Consider the following 20,695-nt stretch of genomic DNA (forward strand, 5'->3'; position numbering starts at 1 on the left):
AAGCAAGACAAGCAGATTGTCGACGATCTAACAAGAGGTCATCTTCGGATTCTTGGGGCCGCTGGCATATTGCCTCTTCGGTCTCAGGCGGCGCGGCCGTAGAAGCCGACGCGCTCCTCGGCGCTGAACATCACGCCGGGCTTCTCATAGTAGGAAAACACCGCGATCATGCGCTCTCGCTCGCCTTCGACGGTGGTGACGCGATGCGCGGTGTTCTTGCCGCGGAAGACATTGAGTGTGCCCGGTTTCATGCACAGGATCTTGGAATCGGGGTCGCGCCCTTCCAGCAGCCTTGCGACGCCGTCATAGTTGGGATTGTCGTCCGACCTCAGATCGGTGCGGTATTCGAGGTCGCCGCCACGCTCCGCTGCCTGCAACAACAGCGTCGTCGTGAATTCGGAACGATCGAAATGCCAGTTCAAAGCCTCGCCGGCGCGATAGGCCATGACGTTGGTACGGGCCAGGGGATCCTGCATGACATGCAATCTGGGCTTGCCCATCGTCGCTGCCAGGAAGCGCAGTAGCGGTTCGTATTCGTAGATGGCGAGCACGACACTGCCAGGAATCTGGTCGGCACAGACGGTGTGACTGATGGTCTCCACCTTGCGCAGCGCCGGATGGTCGGGTGCAAGCTCGGGAATGTCAGGCTTGAAGTAGATGTTGTGCATGCGCTTGTGCGCATGCGAGCGCGCGGCCATCACCGGCTGGATTTCGCGCACGGCTTGTTCCGCCACGCCGGGGCGCAAAAACCCTTCCAGATTGAACATGCCGTCGGCTTCGAGCGCGGCGACGGATTGTTCGACAAGGCGCTGCCATTCGGCGCTGCCTTCGCGGTCGAGCGGATAGCGGTTGAGATCGAGGATGTCTTTCATCGTCATGGCTCCGAAGGTTGTGAGCTTATGAGACGGCAAAAAAATCTTTCTCTCAACGTCGAAAATAGTTAGGATTGGCCAAGAAAAACTTACGGACTCGATGTGGAACGGTTGCCGCCGCTGAATGCGATCAAGGCTTTCGAGGTTGCGGCGCGTGCCGGCAGCTTCACTTTGGCCGCCTCTGAACTCGGCGTATCGTCGGCGGCGGTCAGCCAGCAGATCCGCAACCTCGAGAGCTGGTTCGGCAAGCAGCTGTTTGTGCGTAGCGGCAATCGCATCGCGCTCACCGACGCCGGCCACGCCATCTATCCGCAGACAGCGAAAGCTTTGGGAGACATCGCCACCATAGGCCAGCGCATGCTGGAGGGCGGGGTGCGGACGCGTCTGGTCGTCAGTGTGCCATTCTCGTTGGCCGAACTGTGGCTGGCGCCGAGGCTGGCGGTACTTCTCGATGCCTTTCCGCAGATGGCGATCGACGTTCGGGTCGAGGACGATCCGGTCGACCTGATGCGCCAGAACATCGATCTGCGCATCAGCTATGGCGACTATCACTATCCCGGGCTGAAACTTGTTCGTCTCGTCCATGACGATGTCCTGCCGGTCTGTGCACCGGAATTCTGGCACCGGCACGGCAATGGCGATCCCAGTCTGGCGGATTTGCACGAGAGCCAGTTCATCCACACCAATTGGGGGCCGAACTATGCCTCGCACCCGACCTGGGCGGACTGGTTCGCGGCATCCGGCGGCAGTCGCTCGCCCGACCCGTCGCACGGGCGGCGCGTCGGCCTGTCCAGCCTGGCGATCGCCTCGGCAAGACTGGGTCTGGGCATCGCCCTTGGCCAGCGGGTCATGGCGCGCGCCGATCTGGAGGCCGGTCGGCTGATTGCGCTCTCCTCCGTCTCGGTGCGCCTCGGGCATCCCTACTGTGCGTTTATGCCGCCGGCCAAGGCCGACCGCGCCGATGTTGCCGGTCTGGTGGAACTGCCCGGTCGCGGGGCCCCCGCCACCTGGGGCACGGGGGGGGCGCCGCGCTGAAGCCGGGTCCTGACGGGGGTGTTCAGGTGGCCGGCTTTTCCGGTATCGGCGATACAGGCGCTCCGGGTCCGATCTTCTGCAGATTGCCCGTGATCACCTGGTCGCCCTCGGCGACGCCGCTGAGGATGGCGACCTGATCGCCGCTCGTCGGTCCTAGCGAAACCAGCCGCTGGTCGACGGTGTTGCCCTTGCCGACGACATAGAGATATTTGCCGAGCTGGCTCGAGCCCAGCGCCGTCTGCGGCACCATCAGCGCGTCGGCCTGCTCTCTCACATGCAGCCGGACACGAACATATTGGCCCGGCAGCAGCGTGAACTTGCCATTGCCGATCGTCGCGCGCGCGGTGATGGTGCCGGTCGAGCGGTCGATCGAATTGTCGATGAAGGTAAGCTCACCCTTTTGGCTGGCCTCGGTCTGGCCGGGGAGCAGGACCTCCACTTCGATCGGGCCGTTGGCACGGGCTTGCTCGATCTCGGCCAGATCCGTCTCGCTCGGGTTGAAGGTGACGTAGATCGGGTCGAGCTGCACCAGCGTGTTGAGCACGGTACCGGCAACGCTGACCAGCGTTCCGACCGAGGCCTGGTTGCGGCCCAGGCGCCCGCCAAACGGCGCGCGGATTTCGGCATAGCCCAGATTGAGCTCTGCCGTGCGGACCGCCGCCTGGTTGACCGCCAGCGACGCCTGCGCTTCGCGCAAGGTGCTGGTGCGCTGGTCGAACCCGTCCTTGGCGAGGTAGCCGCTCTTGGCGAGCTCGGTGCCGCGACCGAGATTGGACCGGGCATAGTCGAGCGTCGCCGTGTCGCGCTGCACTTGCGCCTTGGCCTGGTCGAGAGCCGCCTGGAAGTCGTCAGGCGAGATCTTGTAGAGAAGGTCGCCTTGCCGGACATCGACACCGTCGTCGGCGGCCTGCTCCTGCAGATAGCCTGGAATCCTGGCCTGCAAGGTGATGCTGCGGATCGGTTCCGTCCGCGCGGCGTAGTCCAGGTAGATCGGGATCGTCTTCTTGACGACGCTGACCACCGGCACCGGCATGACGAATGCCGCCGGAGCAGGCGTCGCTGCGGCCGTGCCGGCATTGAGGCTGAGATTGCCCATGTCGAGCAGGTGGACGCTGGCCACCGAGATCGCTCCCAGTGCGACGGCCGTTCCCAACGCGATTTTCCATTTACGCATGATCAGTCTCCAATCTTATTCGGCCGCTTCCGCCAGGGGCGGGATAGCGTGCTCAGTCGTTGGTTCATTGTCTTGAGAGGCGGGCTCGTCACTGCCGCGGCGTTCGCGCAGCTGCTCGATGACCGCGTAGAACACCGGCACGAACACCAGCGACAGGATGGTCGCCGCGACCATGCCGCCGAACACGGTGGTGCCGATCGACTGCCGGCTTGCCGCACCGGCGCCGGTCGCAAACATCAGCGGCAGCACGCCGAGGATGAAGGCGAAGGCCGTCATCAGGATCGGCCGCAGCCTGAGCCGTGCCGCCTCCATCGCCGCGTCGACGATGCTGAGGCCTTCTTCGCGCCGTCGCCTTGCGAACTCGACGATCAGGATCGCGTTCTTGGCCGCCAGGCCGATCAGCATGACGAAGCCGATCTGCGAGTAGACGTCAATCTGCATGCCACGCAGCAACAAGGCCACGAAGGCGCCGAACAGGGCCAGTGGCACCGCCAACAGCACCATGAACGGCATCGCCCAGCTCTCATACTGCATCGCCAGGATCAGGAAGACGAAGACGATGGCGAGGCCGAAGACGACGGACGCGATCGATCCTGCCTTGAGCTCCTGGAAGGTGATGCCGGTCCATTCGAAACCGAAATCCCTTGGCAGCGCAATGGCGGCGGCCCGTTCCATCGCGGCAACCGCCTGGCCTGAGGAAAAGCCGGGTGCGGCACCGCCATTGATCGAGGCCGAGGCATTGTTGTTGTAATGCGGCACGGTCTCCGGGCCGACGAAGGGCACGAGTTTGCCCAGCGTCGAGAGCGGCACCATGCCGCCGGAGGCATTGCGTACATAGAGCCGCGAAATGTCGGCGGCACCCGCACGTGCATCCTTGTCGGCCTGGATGGTCACCCGGAAGGTGCGGCCGAACAGGTTGAAGTCGTTGACGTAGAGCGAGCCGAGATAGATCTGCAGCGTGTTGAAGACATCGGGCAGGTTGAGGCCGAGCAGTTTGGCCTTGCTGCGGTCGAGGTCGTAGTTGAACTGCGGCGTCGAGGTCGAGAACGGCGAGAACAGCTGCTGCGGGTTGATTTCCGGCTGCTTGCGCGCCTCGGCGATCACGGCTTGCGTCGCATCGTTGAGGGCTGAACTGCCGCGGCCGGTCAGATCCTCGACGACGAATTCGAAGCCGCCTGTGGTGCCGATACCCGGGATAGACGGCGGATCGAAGCTCAGCGCGAAAGCTTCCGGGATCTGCATCAGCTTGCCGCGCACATCGGCGACGAGCTTCGACGCGCTCTGGTCGGGGCCGCGCTCCTCCCAGGGCTTCAGGATGGCGAATTCGACCGCCGAATTCGACTGCGCCGCACTGGTCAGGAAATTCAGGCCGCTGATCGAGCCGACAATCTCGACGCCGGGCGTCGCCTGCAGGATGTCGCGCGCCTTCTGCGCCACCGCGTCGGTGCGTTCCAGCGACGCGCCGTCGGGCAACTGGATGACGACGAAGAAATAGCCCTGGTCCTCGACCGGAAGGAAGGTCGAGGGCAGCCGCTGCCAGACGAAGTAGGTGGCGACCAGGCCGGCCGCGAACAGGCCGAGCATGATCCAGCGCAAGCGGATGAGAATGCGTACGCCATTGGCGTAGGCGTGCGATAGCCTGTCGAAGCCGGCATTGAACCAGCGGAACGGGGCGAACTGCGTCTCGCCGCGATGGCGCAGGAAGGCCGCACTGAGCGCGGGACTGAGCGTCAATGAGTTGAAGGCGGAGATGCCGACGGAGATCGCCACGGTCAGCGCGAACTGGTTGTAGAGCTTGCCGGAGACGCCGGGAATGAAGGCGACCGGCACGAACACCGCCATCAGCACCGCGGTGGTGGCGATGATCGGTCCGGTGACCTCGCGCATTGCGGCCTTGGTCGCCGCAAGCGGCTTGAGCCCGGCCTCCAGCTGTCGTTCGACATTCTCAACCACGACGATGGCGTCGTCGACGACGAGGCCGATCGCCAGCACCATGCCGAGCAGGGAGAGCATGTTGAGCGAGAAGCCGAGCATCTCCATGACGACCAGCGTCGCCACCAGCGACACCGGAATGGCGATGGTCGGGATGATCGTCGTGCGCCAGCTTTGCAGGAAGAGGAACACCACGGCGACGACCAGCACCAGCGCTTCGCCGAGCGTGATCAGCACGTCATGCATCGATGCCGAGACGAAGCGCGTCGTGTCGTAGTGCATCGCATAGGACACGCCCTTCGGGAAGCGGCCCGACAGCTCCTGCATCTTGTCCTTGACGCGCTGCTGCAGATCGAGCGCGTTGGAGCCGGGCATCTGGTAGACGGCAAGCACCACGGTCGGGTCCTTGCCGAAGAAGGCCGACGACGAATATTGCAGCGCGCCGAGCTCGATGCGGGCGACGTCGCGCAGCCTGACCAACGAGCCGGTGTCGGTATTGGCGCGCACGACGATGTCGCCGAATTCCTTTGGATCGCTCAACCGGCCGACGGCGTTGACCTGCATCTCGAAGGCGGTGCCGGCCGGGGCCGGCGATTGGCCAATCTTGCCGGCCGCCACCTGGACATTCTGCTCGGCGATGGCGTTCTGCACATCGACGGCGGTGATGCCGAGATTGGCGAGCTTGTCGGGATCGAGCCAGACGCGCATCGAATAGCGCCGCTCGCCGAAGATCTGCACATCGCCGACGCCGGGCAGCCGCTTCAGCGGATCGACCACCTGCAGATAGGCAAGGTTGCTCAGTGCCACCGGATCGACCGAACTGTCGGGTGAGGTCAGGTTGACGATGAGGACGAAGTTCGGATTCTGCTTCTTGATCGTCACGCCGCCCTGGTTGACGATCGCCGGCAGCGACGAAGCCGCCTGCGAGACGCGGTTCTGCACGTCGACGGCGGCGGTGCTCAGCGAATAGCCGACATCGAAGGTGATGGTGATGGTCGAGGAGCCGTCATTGGAGCTCGTCGACGACATGTAGGTCATGCCCTGCACGCCGTTGATCTGCTGCTCCAGCGGCGTCGTCACCGTATCGGCCACCACTTGTGCGCTGGCGCCTGGATAGTGGGCGCTGACCACGACCTGCGGTGGCGTGATGTCGGGAAACTGCGAGACGGGCAGCAGGAAATAACAAATCGACCCGGCGAGCACCATGATGATGGCGATCGCCGAGGCGAAGATCGGACGGTGGATGAAAAAGTTTACCACGAGACGCAAGCCTCCCCGGCTGCTCTTGCCCGCCCGAAGGCGCTGGCGACGCTGGACAGTCTTTGACCGCGCTTGTCACCGAGGTCGTCCCGCGAATGCAGCAACGGCACCTCGTTGCGCTGCGCATCGGCAAGCGAGCGCAGCATCGTCTCGAAGGCGCGCGGGTCGACGCCATCGGCTTTCATGACCAGCCGGATCATCGGATCCCGGACGGCCTCATCTATGGTAAGATCGCGGCGCTGTGGCATTGGCCGGCTCCTTGTCTGTCGATTCGCAGCCCATGCTCGCGAACCGTTTTTAATCTCTTCACCGGCCGAGGCCGCATGATTGGCAGTTTCTCGCCCCTCTCGTCTGGCAGGGCCGTTCACGGCCTTGTTATTGACGGTGGACGATATAGGTGTTACCAGTAAGTAACATTCTGGAAGTTACAGACCGGTAACACCCTAGTCAAGAGGTGGCCGAGGGTTTTTTGGAAACGAAAGGAGATCATGATGACAGACGGCATCGTGGAGCGCTCTCGTCCCCGGGATCGGATCCTGGAGACGGCACGCGACATGTTCCACAAGCATGGCATCAAGGGCGTCGGCGTCGACGCCATCACCGAAGCTGCCGGCACGAACAAGATGACGCTCTATCGTCACTTCGAATCCAAGGACGAACTGATCGTCGAATGCCTGCGCGCCAATGCGGCCAAGGCCGGCGCTATGTGGGATGCGTTCGATGCCGAATTTCCTGGTGACAAGCTTGCCCAGCTGCATGCCTGGGTTCGCAAGGCGGCTGCCATGCTCAATGCGGACGGGCGCGGCTGCGACATGGCCAACGCCGCCGCTGAACTGACCGAGCCGGACCATCCGGCCAGGCTGGTGATCAAGGAACTCAAAGAAGCCCAGCGCGAGCGCCTTGTGACGCTATGTCGGGACGCGGGCATCGGCCAGGCTGAACTGCTCGCCGATACGCTGTCGCTTCTGCTCGAGGGTGCGCGGGTTAGTGTACAGACCGTGGGTTCGGAAGGTCCGAGCACGCAGTTCGTGCGCATGGCTGAAGGATTGATCGCTTCTTTCCGGGGCGCCGCCGCCGGTTGACGGGACCCGTGGCCTGTCAACGTGCGTCATTCCATCTGCGATGACTGGGCGTGCTTTGGTGTCGCTGTACCGCCATTCCTGCCGGCCAAACGAAAAAAGCCCGCTGCCGGGAGGAGGTGGCAGCGGGCTCGATTTTCGAATGTGGCGCGGGAGGAGGTGCACCCCATTCAGCGTCGGCATCGCATCTGGGAGGAGTAGATGGCCGACAACCAGAACCTACGAGTTGCCCAACGATTCGGCAACAAAGAAACTTGCATAGCTGCTGTGCAGATTTGCCGTGCCAATTATCGTACAAATCCGGAAACCCGGTTTAGCCAAGCCATTTCGCATTACTGCACGGGGACGTTTTCCCTGAAGATCAAGCGCGGTTCGATGAACTTGCGCGTCAGATAGGGTGCCGAGGAGGCAATCGAGCCGAGCAGGCGAATGACCGACTGTTCCGCGATCAGCCTGGCATTCTGGTCGATGACGACATCGAGCAGGTCGTCGACGAGATGACCACGCGTGTCCTTGGTCAAGTCGTGGCAGATGAACACCGGCTTGCGGTTCGGCCTGGCCTCGCGGATCGCCTTTGCAACGCCCGAATGCCCAGCTCCGACGCAATAGATGCCGAGCAGCTCCGGCTCGTCGTGCAGCGCCTTCATGGTCTCGGTGTAGCTGGCATCGGGCTCGTCGTTGACCTCGACGGCGCTGCTGACGGTCAGATTGGGAAACTCCTCACTGAGCACCGAGCGGAAACCCATTTCGCGTTCCTCGTGGCCGCGATAGGAACGTGAGCCGACGACCATCGCCAGATGACCGATTCGGCCGCCAAGGAAGCGTCCCATCAGCAGCGCCGCCGTTCGTCCCGCCACCCGGTTGTCGATGCCGACATAGGCCGCGCGCGGTGCCGCCGGAACATCGGACACCAGCGTCACCAGGCGCATGCCGGCATCGACGATGTCGTGCAGGATGTTGCGCGTACGCGGATGATCGACGGCGATGACACCGACGCCATTGGCCCTGAGCGAAAGGTTTTCGACAGCGCTCTGCAGCGCGTTCGGCGAGATACCGGCGAGGTTATGGATCCGGCACGAGGCAACAAGCGGCAGGCGCGCGGCGTAGTCCTCGATGTGCCCGGCGAGATCGCGCATGAAGGCATTGCTGCCGATCGGCAGCAGGAATTCAAGGTGGGCGGGCCGCGAGGGTAGCGTCACCTGATCGGCGACCGGCAGATAGCCGACTTGCTTGGCCGCCTCCATGACGCGCTGGCGGTTGGCCGCACTCGCACCCGGCCGGTTGTTGAGCACCCGGTCGACCGTTGCGGTCGATAGCCCGCAGCTACGAGCGATATCGGAGACAGTGGCTTTCATGCCGTAACCCACAGCCCGCAGTTGCGTGCGGTATCCGAGACTGTGGCTTTCATGCTGCAATCCTGTTCGCCATGCGATGGCGCGTCAGACAAGCGATGCGATCTGAGGTGACGGGTGATTGCCGCCCATCACCATTCTCAGTGCGATGGCTTGCCATCGGCGATGGCATCGCGGATCTCCTTGTCCGACATGCCGGTAATGATCCGTTCGACCTCCGCCACGCTGGTCTTCTTGGGGTCTATGTCGTCAGCAACCACCTTGCCCCGGCGCATGACGACGATGCGGTCGACCACCTGGAAGACATGGTGGATGTTGTGGGCGATGAAAATGCAGGAATGGCCGGAATCGCGGGCGCTGCGCACGAAGCTCAGCACACCCTGTGTTTCGGCGACGCCGAGATTGTTGGTCGGCTCGTCGAGAATGATCAGGTCGCTGTCGAAATGCATGGCGCGCGCGATCGCCACCGCCTGGCGCTCGCCGCCGGAGAGCGAGCCGATCGGCGTCGTCGGCGGGATGTTCTTCGAGATGCCGACCTGCTTGAGCAAGTCGCGGGCAACCGTGTTCATCGCGTCCTGGTCCATCCGGTTGAGAAAGCGCGGCGACTTGATCGGCTCGCGTCCGAGGAACAGATTGCGGGCGATCGACAGTTGCGTGACCAGCGCCGAGTCCTGGTAGATGGTCTCGATGCCGTGGGCGATGGCGTCGCTGGTGCTGCGCAGGCTCACCTTGTTGCCGCGGATGAAGATGTCGCCGCTGGTCAGCGGAACGGCACCCGAGAGCACCTTGATCAGCGTCGACTTGCCGGCGCCATTGTCGCCGAGCAAGCCGACGATCTCCCGTTCATTGACGTGGAAATTGGCATCCTCCAGCGCCTGCACGCGGCCGTAGGACTTGCGGATGTTCGTCATGCGGATCAGTGGCTCGGCCATGGTTCAAGTCCCTGCCTGATGCCGGCGTTCCAGCCATGAATGCAGCGCCATCATGCCAAGGATGATGGCGCCGATGAAGATGTTGTAGGCAAGACCGGGCACGCCGATCAGCACGATGCCGTTGCGCATCACGCGCAGGATCAGGATGCCGAGCACGGTGCCGATGATCGTGCCGCGCCCGCCGGTCAGCGCGGTACCGCCGATCACCACCATGGCGATGACTTCCAGTTCATAGCCGGTGCCGCTGTTGGGGTTGGCCGCCGAGGTGCGCAGCGACGAGATGACGCCGGCAAGCGAAGCCATGACCGACGACAGCACGAACAGGCCGATCTTGACGCCGCTGACATTGACGCCGCGCGCCCTTGCAGCACTCGGGTTGCCGCCGGCCGCCTGGATCCAGTTGCCGGTGCGGCTTTGCGTCAGCACATAGCCGAGCGCGATCGCCGCGGCGATGAACCAGAACAGCGACATGTAGATGCGGAACGGTCCGATGAAGAAATCGCCGACCAGCGCTTCGGCCAGCCAGCTGCCCTCCGCACTCCAGGTGCGCTGCGGAAAACCGTCGGTGACGAAAAGGGCGGTGCCGCGCACCACAAGCAGCATGCCGAGCGTCACCAGGAAGGATGGGATCTTGAGCTGCGTCACGAACCAGCCATTGACCAGCCCGATGATGGCGGCGACCAGCAGCGCGGCGACAAAGCCGACCTCAAGGGAGGTCAGCCCGCTGTTGAACAGGGTCCACATCAAGACCGGCGAGAAGCCGAACAGGGAACCGACCGAGAGGTCGAACTCGCCCGACGTCATCAACAGCGTCATCGCCAGCGCGATCAGGCCGAGCTCGACCGTGAAGGCCAGCGTATTGGAGATATTCTGCGGCGACAGGAAGTCGTGGTTGAAACTCCAGAAAACGGCGATCTCGACGACGAGCAGCACGAAAGGGCCGAATTCCGGCCGTGCGATCAGGCGTTGGACGAGCGAATGATTTTCCACAGGCAATCCGCGACATGAGTGGAAGGCTGAGCGTTGCACATCGCGTGCGAAGGGCTCGGCGAAATGGAGAGCCAGTCGCGACCGTTGGGCGGCCGCGACTGTTGAGATTGGATGTTACTTGCCGGACAGGATGTCGTCGTAGATCTGCGCGGTGTCTTTTTCGTAGAGCGCGCCGGTGATGACGTTGAAGCCCGGAGGAATGCCGCCGGCGGCCATATTGGCCAGCGAAAGCGCGACATAGCTGGTCGCCTGCGGGTCCTGCCACTGGCCGGCATTGACATAGCCGTTCAGCACTTCCTGGGTGGTGTCGAGCGAGTTGCCCCAGCCGACAACCGGGATTTCGCCCGGCTTGATGCCGACCTGGTCGAACACCCGCTTGATCGAGCCGGTGACGAGATCGCCCAGGCCGATGATCGCCTTGACCTTGGCTTTGTTGGCAGTGAGGTAGTCGACCATGCGGTTGATCACTTCAGCCTGGTCGAGCGTCGCTTCGGTGATTTCATAGGTGATGCCGAGCGGCTCGAAGACGCTCTTGATGCCTTCCTCTTCCTGCACGCCATAGGTGGCGCCGGGGATCTCGACCGGCATCCAGACGAAGTCGCCCTTCTTCACCAGGCCTTTGTCGACCAGATACTGCGCCCAGTGTTTGCCGAAGGTGACATTGTCGCCGCCGACATAGGCGTTGAAGTCGGCTTTCGGGTCGGGCGTGTTGAAATTGATGATCGGCACTTTCGCCGCCCGCGCTTCCTTGACGATCTCGATCAGGCTGCCCGGATCAGGGCTCGTGGTGACGATACCATCGGCCTTGGCGGAGAGGGCGGCGCGAACCGCTTCTTGCTGTGAGGCGACGTCGCCATTGTGGAACGAGGTGTTGACCGTGTTGCCGGTATCCTTGGCCCATTGCTTGGCGCCGGCCAGGAAGTAGGTCCAGACCGGATCGGCCGGGCCGCCATGCGAAATCCAGTAGAACGTCTTGGCCTGTGCCGCTGCTGGTATCACCATCAGCGCCACCAACAGGCCGTATAGAACAAGTCTTAGCCGTGTCAGCATTTGATTTCCTCCCGTTGTAGATGGTCAGTTCAAAATCCGTCCCTTGTTCAGCATCTTTTGCCAGCGCCGGTTGAATGCGTCAGAGCATCCCCTTTTTCGACGGATGGCAAGCCTCCATTTGCAGGTGTAGTGGGCGCCTGACGGGTCGTCATCAGCTGCCCCATCAGATTGCATCAGTTGAGGTGATTTTCCGACTGTCGGATAATTGGTGGGATTGTTTCGGGTCGCGCGAACGCGGCCTGCGTCGACAAGGGTCACGCCGGCGATCATCCTACGCCCACGGGACCAGGTCCGTAGCGCCCTGGCAGGGCGTCGACGATACCAGTTGCTAGATCAGATCGGCTCTGGCTAGCTCCCGCATCAGATGGCTGGCGCCATAGGTCCAGTGCGGGCAGTCGGGCGAGAGCCGCACCCGGTTGACCAGCGCACCGAATTTCTCCGACGAGATGGTGACGATGTCGCCGACCTTGTGAGTAAACCCCTTGCCCTTCTCGCCTCGATCCTTGGACGGAACGAACATGGTGCCGAGATAAAGCGCCAGCCCGTCCGGATACTGGTGGTGCGGCCCCATGGCCGCGGCGACCAGTTCCTCCGGCGAGCGGCTGATCTCGGCCATCGAGCTTGCGCCCTCCAACGAGAACCCGTCCTCGCCCTCGACTTTCAGGCGCACGACGGCGCGCTTGACGTCATCGATGGAGAATTTGTCGTCGAACAGGCGGATGAAGGGACCGAGCGAGGCCGAGGCATTGTTGTCCTTGGCCTTGCCGAGCAGCAGCGCCGAACGCCCTTCGACGTCGCGCAGATTGACGTCGTTGCCGATGGTGGCGCCGACGATCCTGCCGCTGGAGGCGGCGATCATGGCGATCTCGGGTTCCGGATTGTTCCAGGTCGACACCGGGTGCAGCCCGACATCGGCGCCGAAGCCCACCGAGGCCATCGGCTGGCACTTGGTGAAGATCTCGGCGTCGGGGCCGATGCCCACTTCCAGATATTGCGACCAGGCGCCGCGCGAAATCAGCTTGGCCTTGATCTCCATCGCTTCGGGCGAACCGGGTTTCAGCTTCGACAGATCGTGGCCGATCAGTCCTGCGATGTCGGCGCGGATGGCGTCGGCTTTTTCAGCCGAACCGCGCGCCTGTTCCTCGATCACCCGTTCCAGCAGGCTGACGACGAAGGTGACGCCCGATGCCTTGACCGCCTGCAGGTCGACCGGGGAGAGCAGGTAGGGTTTTGCTGGATCGCGCCCGGTCTCAAAACTGTTGGCGGCGATGTCATCGAGCGATCCGATCGGTCTGCCCTCGGCCGAGCGGACATGCCCAGCGGGGTCAGCCATCTCGCAAAGGTCTCGCATGGTTGGTGCCGCACGCGAGGTGATGTCGAAGACCGTGCCATCGCGCACCGTGACGACCAGCGGGTATGCGGCATCGCTACCTCTGGCGCGTCCGACAAAAAGGCCCTCGGTGGGCAGGTGGGTCGGGTTCGTCATAGCGCTCTGTCCTCTGAGTGATCGACAATGTGGCGAAGTGATCGTCAATGTGGGCGGCCGGATCGGCGCGGCACTTTCACCGGATTCCCGTCAAAGGTCTATCCCGTCGCAGGCGATCGGAACTCTGGGTCTCCGATCGCCTCGGCGGCAGTCCACAGACGAAAGCCGGAGTGCTCTTTCAAAAATGTGAAATTCTGACTAGGATTTTCACCAATCGCAGCGCATTCAGGTGACCCTTGGCGACAGCATTCTCCGATCCGATCTGGCTCAAGCCACAGGCAGCTTCCACGTTTCAATCGCTTCCCAATGGCGAACGTGTCGATCTCGCCATTGTTGGCGGTGGCATCATGGGCTTATCGACCGCCTTGCATGCCGCCCGGCTTGGCCTGTCGGTGCAGGTGCTGGACGCCGGCGAGATCGGCCAGGGCGCATCAGGCTTGAATGGCGGTCAGGTCATTCCCGGCCTGAAATACGATCCGGAATGGCTGCTGGAGCATTTTGGCCTTGAGCGCGGCGAGGCGCTTGTCAATTTTGCGGCGTCGACCGCCGATGCGGTGTTCGAGCTGATCCGCGACGAGAAGCTGGCGGTGCCGTTCGTTCGCAATGGCTGGATCCAGGCGGCGCACACCGAGGCCGCGCTGAAGGCGGCGGGAAACCGTGACCGGCAATGGCGCGCACGGGGCGCGGATGTCCAGTTGCTGAACGCAGCGGAGATCGCGGCCAAGACCGGTGCGCAGGGCTATCTCGGCGGCTGGCTCGATCGCCGCGCCGGTGTTATCGATCCGCTCGCTTACACATCTGAACTCGCCCGTGTCGCGACCGCGGCTGGCGTGAGGGTAGCCGAGCGCGAAAAGGTCGTGCGGCTCACCAAGACCGCCGGCGTTTGGCGTATTTCGACCGAAAATGGCCTGGAATTGCAGGCAAAGGCGGTCGTTCTGGCGACCAACGCCCATACGGACGGTCTGATCCCCGGCCTTGCGCAGACGATCGTGCCGCTGCATTCTTTTCAGATCGCCACAGCACCGCTGTCGTCCGGTCAGGCGGCCCCGATCCTGCCGGAAGGGCAGGCGGTGTCGGACTCCAGGCGCATCCTCGTCTACTACCGCAAGAGCGCCGACGGCCGGCTGGTGCTTGGCGGGCGGGGTCGCATGGCGCTGCCGACGAGCGCCAGCGACTGGGCGCATCTCGAGCGGGCGCTGCGGCGGCTCTATCCCATGCTGTCCGGCATCGCCATCGAGAAGCGCTGGTTCGGCCGCGTGGCGATGACGCCGGACCATCTGCCGCACATCCACGAGCCGGAGCAGGGCCTGCTCGCCGTGGTCGGCTGCCAGGGTCGTGGTGTCGGCCTGATGACCGCTCTTGGCGAGCGCATCGCCGGCTATCTCCAAAGTGGCGACGCCAGGCATTTGCCCTTCCCGGTCTCGCCGATCCGACCGATCCCGTTTCACGCCTTCCGCCAAGTCGGCGTCGCCGCGACCATCGCCTGGTACCGGCTGCTCGATGCGTTGGAGCGCTGACCAAAGCAATTCCTGTCAATGGGTTTCCGTTTGGGATTCCGCTTGACAGTTTCATGGATATGAAAAACTCTAAGCCAATTTCAAATTCCGATAGGCAGGTCGATGTCGACCCTAGTTGCAACATCAGCGCCAGAGGCCCGGTCTTCTCAGGGCTTCCGGGTCGCCATGCTGCTCCCGGGCGCTCTGGTCACTTTCCTGCTGATCCTGTTTGCCCTCGGCCTCGTGCTTTTCCTCGCCTTCCGCAACAATGACGGTTCGCTGCTCGGTGCCGGTTTCAGCTTGGCGAACTTCGCAACTGTGGTGTCCGATCCGCTGTACTGGACGGTGACGCTGCGTTCGCTGATCATTGCCGCTCTGGTCACGCTGGCGACCGTCGTCACTGCCTATCCCGTCGCCTACTATCTTGCCTTCCACGCCGGCCGGCGGCGCGGCCTTCTGCTGTTTCTGGTGACGCTGCCATTCTGGACCAGCTATCTCCTGCGCGTCTTCGCCTGGAAGATCGTGCTCGCCTACAATGGCGTTTTGAACTCGGCGCTGATCGAAAGCGGCATCTGGTCCGAGCCGACATTGGCCTTTCTCAACACGCCGGCCGCCGTCGTCGTCACGCTGGCGCACGCCTACGCGCCTTTTGCCATCCTGCCGATCTACGTGGCGCTGGACACCATCCCGAAATCGCTGATCGAGGCCGCTTCCGATCTCGGCGCGCGGCCCTTCACCTCTTTCCGCCGTGTCGTGCTGCCCAATTCGATGCCGGGCGTGCTGGCGGCAGCCCTTGTCGTCTTCGTGCCGACGGTCGGTGACTATGTCACGCCGGCGCTCGTCGGCGGCCCGGCCAGCACCATGATCGGCACGCTGATCCAGGCGCAATTCGGCAAGGCCAACGATTGGCCGTTTGGCGCCGCACTCTCCGTCGCCGTCATGCTGGTCATCCTGTGCGTGGTGCTGGTCGCGCGTTTCGCCGACCGCAGATTTGGCAGCCGCACATGAGCGCTGCACGCACGCAGGGAGGCGGCCGCTGGCTCGGCGTCTACGTCGTCGCCTATCTGGTCTTTCTCTATCTGCCGGTGCTGCTGATCCCGCTGTTTTCCTTCAACAACTCGATCCAGGCAGCGTTTCCGCTGCAAGGCTTCACCTTGCAATGGTACGCGACTTTGTTCGGCAATTCGGCGCTGACCGGTGCACTCCTGAACAGCCTCGTCATCGGCGCCATTGCCGCCACGAGTGCGACGCTGTGCGGCATCACCGTATCCTACATGGACCTCTACGGCCGCTCGCCGCTGGCCGCCACCATCAGCGCCATCGCCCGGCTGCCAATCCTGATCCCCGGCGTCATCGTCGGCATATCGCTGCTGATCCTCATCAATCTCATTGGTCTGGGGCCATCGCGCATCGCCATCGTTCTCGGTCACATATTGGTGGCGCTGCCGACGACCGTGGTGATCATGCGCAGCCGCTTCGCCGCCATCCCGAAAACCATTCGCGAGGCGGCGCTCGATCTCGGCGCCTCCGACTGGACGACGTTCCGGCGGATCATGCTGCCGCTCAGCCTGCCGGCCATCGTTTCGGCCTTCATGCTGGCCTTCCTGATCTCCTTCGACGAATTCATTGTCGTCTTCTTCCTGGCCGGCACCGAGCCGACGCTGCCGCTCTACATCTGGAGCCAGCTGCGTTTTCCAAAGTCGCTGCCGACGGTGATGGCGCTGGGCACGTCGATCCTGGCTGTGTCCTTCATCATCGCTGCAGCGGCTGAAATCCTGCGCCATCGCGGCTTGTCCGCCACGGCGCCAAAGCCCGCGGATCCGTCACAACCAAAACAAACCAAGAGAGGAGAACTGCAATGGCATTCGACCTGAAATCGATCTCTGCAAAGACTGTTTGCGCTGGATTGACGGCGTTCGCGCTGGCGCTGTCGTCGACCGTCGCTTTCGCCGGCGACAAGCTGCAATATTTCACCTGGTCGGGCTATGAACTGCCCGATTTCAACAAGAGCTTCCTCGCCGCGCACCCCGACGGCGTCGAGGCCTCGATCTTCGGTGACGACGATGACGCCTTCACCAAGGTCAAGGCCGGCTTCCGCCCCGACATCGCGCATCCCTGTTATGACAAGGTGGCGCGCTGGAACAAGGAAGGCCTGCTGCAGCCGATCGACACCAAGCGGATCAAGAACTGGGACTCGATCTTCCCGGTGTTCAAGAACCTGCCCGACCTGCAGGCCGGCGACGGCAAGGTCTGGATGGTGCCATGGGACTGGGGCAACACCTCGATCCTCTACCGCACCGACCTGGTGAAGAACCCGGAAGCGAGCTGGAACCTTTTGTGGGACAAGCAGTATGCCGGTCGCATGGCGACGATCGACGCGGTGCACGACACGCCGGTCGTTGCCGCACTGCTCGCCGGCGTTAATCCGTTCGACATGACGCCGGAGCAAATGGACAAGGTGGCCGAGAAGCTGCGCGAGCAGCGCCCGCTGCTCTCCAATTACACCACCGACATGACCTCCGTCGAACAGGCGCTGGCCAGCGGCCAATTGGTCGCCGCCATGACCTGGAACGCGTCGGCCACCTCGCTGAAGAAGCAGGGCGTGCCGGTCGAGTTCATGAAGCCGAAGGAGGGCATGCTGACCTGGGCCTGCGGCTTCGTCATGCTCAAGGACGCCAAGAATGTCGACCTCGCCTATGACTTCATCAACAGCCGGCTGGAAGCCGACTCCGGCAAATACCTGATCGAGGCCTATGGCTATGGCAGTTCGCTGAGCTCCGCTTTTGCCACCGTGCCGAAGGAGGAGCTGGAGAAATTGCAGCTGCCATCCGACCCGGAAGTGATGCTGAAGACCACCATCTTCACCGGACCGATGAAACAGAATGACGACCTCGCCAAGATGTTCGAAAAGGTCAAGGCAGGCGGCTGAACCCTAGAGCACCGCGCGGCGTCAGCCACGCGGTGTCACCCGAGACACTGCAAACGAGGTCGGGAATTGATGGACATACTGGACGAAGCTGCTGAGAAGCCGAAGGACGATGCCGATGTGCGGGTCGGCCGGCGCGTGCGGGCGCTGCGGCTGGAGCGCAACCTGTCGCTGGCCGATCTTGCGGCAAAAGCCGGCGTGTCGATCGGTGCGTTGAGCCAGATCGAACGCGGCATGTCCTCGCTGCGCGTCAAGGTGATCTGGCCGCTCGCCGCCGCCCTCGACATCGAGCCGTCGGCGCTGATCGCCGACGGCAACGATGCCGTCAACGATCTCTATTGCGTGCGTGCCGATAAGCGACGGCAAATCCCGGTCAAGTCGGAAGGCATTGCCAAGGCGCTGCTGTCGCCGCCGGGCGCGACGCTGACCGGCATGCTGGTGACGGTGGAAGCCGGCGGCGGCACCGCGGAGGCCTATGCGCATGCCGGTCATGAATTCGGCTTCGTGCTGTCGGGCGAGGTCGAACTGGTGGTTGATTCGACAAATTACGTGCTGAAGACCGGCGACAGTTTTGCGTTCAAGAGCACGCTTTTGCATGCCTTCCGCAATCCAGGCGCCGAGCGTTGCCAGATCCTCTGGGTCAACACCACGAAGCCATCCGAGGTTCGCGATGGCGCCTGATCCAGTTGTGCGGCTACAGGCTGTCTCGAAGATTTTTCCTGGCGGCATCGTCGGGCTCGACGCCGTCGATCTCGACATTGTCGGCGGCGAGTTCATCACGCTGCTCGGGCCGTCGGGTTGCGGCAAGACCACCAGCCTGCGCGTCATCGCCGGCTTCGAAAGCCCGACGACCGGCAAGGTGTTGCTCGATGGTCGCGATATCACGGCACTTCGGCCGTTCGACAGGCCGGTCAACACCGTTTTCCAGGATTACGCGCTGTTCCCGCACATGAATGTCGCCGAAAATGTCGGCTTTGGCCTGTCGCTGCGCAAACTGTCTGGAGCCGAACAGGCAAAGCGCGCCGGCGAAGCCCTCGACATGGTCGGCCTCGCCGACAAGCTTGGCGCCCGCGTCTCCGAACTGTCTGGCGGCCAGCGCCAGCGCGTCGCGCTGGCGCGTGCCATCGTCTGCGAGCCACGCGTACTGCTTCTCGACGAGCCGCTGTCGGCGCTCGATGCGCATCTGCGCGAGCAGATGCAGGTTGAACTGAAACGGCTGCAGTCGCGGCTCGGCACCACCTTCGTCATGGTCACCCATGACCAGACTGAAGCGCTGTCGATTTCCGACCGCATCGTCGTTATGAACAAGGGCCGCATCGAGCAGATCGCGCCCCCGGCCACCCTTTACGACCGGCCCGCCACGAAGTTTGTGGCGAGCTTCATCGGCACCATGAATCTCCTGCAATCGCGCTTCGTCGGCCGAGATGGCGATCGCCTGCGCTTCGCCGCCGGCGCCCTGCCGCTGGAGGCCATTTCTGAAACCGGCGAAGCTCTCGCCGAGGATGCCATGCGCACCGTCGGCGTGCGGCCGGAAGATCTCCTGGCGATGACCGAGGCCGCGCCCGGCACAGCGCCGGCACGCGTCAACAGCATCGTCTTTCACGGCTGCACGTTGCGTCTGCACGCTGAACTCGGGCAGGGCGCACCTGTTGTCATAGACGCGCCGCGCCAGGCCGAGGGTTTTCAATTTCAGGTCGGCGACGTGGCGCATATCAGCCTGCGCCGTGGCGCCAATTGCCCGGTGCTACCAGGTTAGTTTCATTGGTATCAAAAACGGAGCACACGTCGCACGTTCGGCGGCTACAAGCAGTCGGGCAATGATCGCGAATATGCCGATTGGGCTACGCGATTCCCTCGCGGGCGCGGATCCGGAAAGCCCCAACGCTCATTTCGCTTGCTGTGTTCCCTTTTTGTTCTAAAATCTCCGGCTTGGCGGAGATGGGTGGCGCAAAAAGAGGAAGGACATGAACGAACTGCCCACATTCAACACAGCCGAAAACGGTCAAGCATCTTTCAATTGGCATGAGCGGAGCAGGCGTCGTCGCACTGATCGGTTGTTCTTCTGTCACCTGATGGAAGGCACCATCGCCGACCCTATCGCTTTACAAGCAACCACTTGGCGGCAGGAACTCGGGCTGAAAGGGAAAATAGTTGCCAATCACATCTCGCTTGTTGGACTCGGCGACCATGACGGATTGCCGGAGGGGTTGGTAGAACTCGCTCACCACATAGGCTCGATGATTGTCGCAAAACCATTCGACGTTTCTTTTGATCGTTTGTGCGCTTTTGGCGGGTGGCGCGCTTGTTTTACGCAACAGCGACGGCAATCCTTCGCTGCAAGAATTCTGGCGAAACCTCACAGCGGTGATTTCGGATAGCCCGTTAAAGCCCTTTCTCACAAAATCCATTGAACCGCATGTCACGCTGCTTCGTGACAAAGTGGGAGTGCCCAAAATTCGCGAAAGGGCGATTGACCGCATCAGTTGGACAGTGCGGGATTTTGCGCTCGTCCAGAGCTTCATCCAGGAAGGTCGGTACGAGATGCCTTACCGTTGGCGATTGACGGGCCAGGACGATGCCCGGCCCGCGATGTAAACGCCCCAAATCATCGTCATATGTCCGCGGGACCATCATGCTGACATGGCTTGTCAGCTACGACGTGGCCCGACGATGGCAGGCCAGCAAGCTGTTCCCCATTTGCAGTGCGTCTGACAGGAGGAATACAAATGACCATCGCGGAAATTGCCAAGGATTTCACCGAGCTGCTCAAGCAGGGCGATAACGAAGCTGCTGCCGAGAAGCACAACGCCGATGATATAGTCAGTCTCGAAGCCATGGCGGGGCCGATGGCCATCTCCCATGGCAAGGAGGCGCTCAGGCAGAAGGGCCAGTGGTGGCAGGAGAACAACGAAGTGCATGGCGGCTCGGTCGAGGGCCCCTACGTCAACGGAGACCAGTTCGCGGTGCGCTTCAAGTTCGACATAACGCCCAAGGCTACCGGCGAGCGTGTCACCATGGATGAAGTTGGCCTCTACACGGTCAAAAACGGCAAGATCACCGAAGAGCGCTTCTATTATTGAGGCCGTGAAATACCATCGGCTTGCGGGAGCT

19 protein-coding genes are annotated in these 20,695 nt (G+C 62.7%); 10 read left to right on the plus strand and 9 right to left on the minus strand.

Annotated features, from left to right (window positions below):
• Positions 1-83: 83 nt before the first annotated feature.
• Entirely contained in the window at positions 84-872 is a 789-nt protein-coding gene (locus tag NKJ37_RS01195; RefSeq protein WP_023808712.1) for a HalD/BesD family halogenase, read from the minus strand.
• A 102-nt stretch (positions 873-974) separates the two neighbouring features.
• Between NKJ37_RS01195 and NKJ37_RS01200 the strand changes: the two genes are divergently transcribed.
• Positions 975-1,907 carry a LysR substrate-binding domain-containing protein gene (locus NKJ37_RS01200; protein WP_352772248.1) on the plus strand — a complete coding sequence of 311 codons (933 nt, stop codon included), beginning with the start codon at positions 975-977 and terminating at the stop codon, positions 1,905-1,907.
• 22 nt (positions 1,908-1,929) lie between these two features.
• On the opposite strand, the gene NKJ37_RS01205 is transcribed toward NKJ37_RS01200, so the two are convergent.
• The 3 genes from NKJ37_RS01205 to NKJ37_RS01215 are packed head-to-tail and all read right to left on the minus strand — an operon-like array spanning position 1,930 to position 6,521.
• On the minus strand, positions 1,930-3,081 hold the full coding sequence (locus tag NKJ37_RS01205) for an efflux RND transporter periplasmic adaptor subunit (protein WP_352440018.1): 1,152 nt from the start codon (positions 3,079-3,081) through the stop codon (positions 1,930-1,932).
• Positions 3,082-3,096: 15 nt separating this feature from the next.
• On the minus strand, positions 3,097-6,273 hold the full coding sequence (locus tag NKJ37_RS01210; RefSeq protein ID WP_352440017.1) for an efflux RND transporter permease subunit: 3,177 nt from the start codon (positions 6,271-6,273) through the stop codon (positions 3,097-3,099).
• Positions 6,267-6,521: a hypothetical protein gene (locus tag NKJ37_RS01215; RefSeq protein WP_023808708.1), complete on the minus strand. Its 255-nt coding sequence runs from the start codon at positions 6,519-6,521 to the stop codon at positions 6,267-6,269. The genes NKJ37_RS01210 and NKJ37_RS01215 overlap by 7 nt, the downstream gene beginning before the upstream one ends.
• Positions 6,522-6,764: 243 nt before the next feature.
• Here NKJ37_RS01215 and NKJ37_RS01220 point away from each other — a divergent pair, with 243 nt between their 5' ends.
• Entirely contained in the window at positions 6,765-7,355 is a 591-nt protein-coding gene (locus NKJ37_RS01220; protein ID WP_023808707.1) for a TetR/AcrR family transcriptional regulator, read from the plus strand.
• A 329-nt stretch (positions 7,356-7,684) separates the two neighbouring features.
• Here NKJ37_RS01220 and NKJ37_RS01225 read toward each other — a convergent pair whose 3' ends face one another.
• The 5 genes from NKJ37_RS01225 to NKJ37_RS01245 all read right to left on the minus strand — a co-directional run bounded on the left by NKJ37_RS01225 (position 7,685) and on the right by NKJ37_RS01245 (position 13,162).
• The gene (locus NKJ37_RS01225) at positions 7,685-8,707 is read right to left on the minus strand and encodes a LacI family DNA-binding transcriptional regulator (RefSeq protein ID WP_128302452.1); all 1,023 of its coding nucleotides are present in this window, start codon (positions 8,705-8,707) and stop codon (positions 7,685-7,687) included.
• Between the two features lie 137 nt (positions 8,708-8,844).
• The gene (locus NKJ37_RS01230; RefSeq protein WP_023808705.1) at positions 8,845-9,636 is read right to left on the minus strand and encodes an ATP-binding cassette domain-containing protein; all 792 of its coding nucleotides are present in this window, start codon (positions 9,634-9,636) and stop codon (positions 8,845-8,847) included.
• Between the two features lie 3 nt (positions 9,637-9,639).
• Complete coding sequence (locus NKJ37_RS01235) at positions 9,640-10,626, minus strand: ABC transporter permease (protein ID WP_128302453.1); 987 nt, start codon at positions 10,624-10,626, stop codon at positions 9,640-9,642.
• A 114-nt stretch (positions 10,627-10,740) separates the two neighbouring features.
• Positions 10,741-11,676, minus strand: a complete 936-nt coding sequence (locus NKJ37_RS01240; RefSeq protein ID WP_023808703.1) for a substrate-binding domain-containing protein — start codon at positions 11,674-11,676, stop codon at positions 10,741-10,743.
• A gap of 328 nt (positions 11,677-12,004) precedes the next feature.
• Complete coding sequence (locus tag NKJ37_RS01245; RefSeq protein WP_023808702.1) at positions 12,005-13,162, minus strand: fumarylacetoacetate hydrolase family protein; 1,158 nt, start codon at positions 13,160-13,162, stop codon at positions 12,005-12,007.
• 236 nt (positions 13,163-13,398) lie between these two features.
• Between NKJ37_RS01245 and NKJ37_RS01250 the strand changes: the two genes are divergently transcribed.
• From NKJ37_RS01250 to NKJ37_RS01285, 8 genes are all read left to right on the plus strand, one after another.
• Entirely contained in the window at positions 13,399-14,679 is a 1,281-nt protein-coding gene (locus NKJ37_RS01250) for an NAD(P)/FAD-dependent oxidoreductase (protein ID WP_023808701.1), read from the plus strand.
• A gap of 102 nt (positions 14,680-14,781) precedes the next feature.
• Positions 14,782-15,666: an ABC transporter permease gene (locus NKJ37_RS01255; RefSeq protein ID WP_023808700.1), complete on the plus strand. Its 885-nt coding sequence runs from the start codon at positions 14,782-14,784 to the stop codon at positions 15,664-15,666.
• The gene (locus NKJ37_RS01260) at positions 15,663-16,532 is read left to right on the plus strand and encodes an ABC transporter permease (RefSeq protein WP_023808699.1); all 870 of its coding nucleotides are present in this window, start codon (positions 15,663-15,665) and stop codon (positions 16,530-16,532) included. The genes NKJ37_RS01255 and NKJ37_RS01260 overlap by 4 nt, the downstream gene beginning before the upstream one ends.
• Positions 16,517-17,587, plus strand: coding sequence for an ABC transporter substrate-binding protein (locus NKJ37_RS01265; protein ID WP_023808698.1), 1,071 nt, complete (start codon positions 16,517-16,519; stop codon positions 17,585-17,587). The genes NKJ37_RS01260 and NKJ37_RS01265 overlap by 16 nt, the downstream gene beginning before the upstream one ends.
• A 69-nt stretch (positions 17,588-17,656) precedes the next feature.
• Positions 17,657-18,265: a cupin domain-containing protein gene (locus tag NKJ37_RS01270; protein ID WP_128302457.1), complete on the plus strand. Its 609-nt coding sequence runs from the start codon at positions 17,657-17,659 to the stop codon at positions 18,263-18,265.
• Positions 18,255-19,340, plus strand: coding sequence for an ABC transporter ATP-binding protein (locus NKJ37_RS01275; RefSeq protein WP_352772250.1), 1,086 nt, complete (start codon positions 18,255-18,257; stop codon positions 19,338-19,340). Before NKJ37_RS01270 ends, NKJ37_RS01275 begins: the two co-directional genes overlap by 11 nt.
• A 208-nt stretch (positions 19,341-19,548) precedes the next feature.
• Positions 19,549-19,962, plus strand: a complete 414-nt coding sequence (locus tag NKJ37_RS01280; protein ID WP_352772252.1) for a 2'-5' RNA ligase family protein — start codon at positions 19,549-19,551, stop codon at positions 19,960-19,962.
• A gap of 348 nt (positions 19,963-20,310) precedes the next feature.
• Positions 20,311-20,664 (plus strand): SnoaL-like domain-containing protein, encoded by a 354-nt coding sequence (locus tag NKJ37_RS01285; RefSeq protein ID WP_352772255.1) that lies wholly within the window; start codon positions 20,311-20,313, stop codon positions 20,662-20,664.
• Positions 20,665-20,695 lie beyond the last annotated feature (31 nt).

Origin of the sequence: Mesorhizobium sp. M0140 (assembly GCF_040322475.1) — a bacterium.
In the GTDB taxonomy this organism is placed as follows: domain Bacteria; phylum Pseudomonadota; class Alphaproteobacteria; order Rhizobiales; family Rhizobiaceae; genus Mesorhizobium.

What these genes read in the sequence shown, in the direction of transcription:
- NKJ37_RS01195 (WP_023808712.1), bottom strand. Translation starts at nt 872, where the DNA reads ATGAAAGACATCCTCGATCTCAACCGCTATCCGCTCGACCGCGAAGGC.
- NKJ37_RS01205 (WP_352440018.1), bottom strand. Translation starts at nt 3,081, where the DNA reads ATGCGTAAATGGAAAATCGCGTTGGGAACGGCCGTCGCACTGGGAGCG.
- NKJ37_RS01215 (WP_023808708.1), bottom strand. Translation starts at nt 6,521, where the DNA reads ATGCCACAGCGCCGCGATCTTACCATAGATGAGGCCGTCCGGGATCCG.
- NKJ37_RS01220 (WP_023808707.1), top strand. Translation starts at nt 6,765, where the DNA reads ATGACAGACGGCATCGTGGAGCGCTCTCGTCCCCGGGATCGGATCCTG.
- NKJ37_RS01225 (WP_128302452.1), bottom strand. Translation starts at nt 8,707, where the DNA reads ATGAAAGCCACTGTCTCCGATATCGCTCGTAGCTGCGGGCTATCGACC.
- NKJ37_RS01230 (WP_023808705.1), bottom strand. Translation starts at nt 9,636, where the DNA reads ATGGCCGAGCCACTGATCCGCATGACGAACATCCGCAAGTCCTACGGC.
- NKJ37_RS01240 (WP_023808703.1), bottom strand. Translation starts at nt 11,676, where the DNA reads ATGCTGACACGGCTAAGACTTGTTCTATACGGCCTGTTGGTGGCGCTG.
- NKJ37_RS01245 (WP_023808702.1), bottom strand. Translation starts at nt 13,162, where the DNA reads ATGACGAACCCGACCCACCTGCCCACCGAGGGCCTTTTTGTCGGACGC.
- NKJ37_RS01255 (WP_023808700.1), top strand. Translation starts at nt 14,782, where the DNA reads ATGTCGACCCTAGTTGCAACATCAGCGCCAGAGGCCCGGTCTTCTCAG.
- NKJ37_RS01260 (WP_023808699.1), top strand. Translation starts at nt 15,663, where the DNA reads ATGAGCGCTGCACGCACGCAGGGAGGCGGCCGCTGGCTCGGCGTCTAC.
- NKJ37_RS01265 (WP_023808698.1), top strand. Translation starts at nt 16,517, where the DNA reads ATGGCATTCGACCTGAAATCGATCTCTGCAAAGACTGTTTGCGCTGGA.
- NKJ37_RS01270 (WP_128302457.1), top strand. Translation starts at nt 17,657, where the DNA reads ATGGACATACTGGACGAAGCTGCTGAGAAGCCGAAGGACGATGCCGAT.
- NKJ37_RS01275 (WP_352772250.1), top strand. Translation starts at nt 18,255, where the DNA reads ATGGCGCCTGATCCAGTTGTGCGGCTACAGGCTGTCTCGAAGATTTTT.
- NKJ37_RS01280 (WP_352772252.1), top strand. Translation starts at nt 19,549, where the DNA reads ATGAACGAACTGCCCACATTCAACACAGCCGAAAACGGTCAAGCATCT.
- NKJ37_RS01285 (WP_352772255.1), top strand. Translation starts at nt 20,311, where the DNA reads ATGACCATCGCGGAAATTGCCAAGGATTTCACCGAGCTGCTCAAGCAG.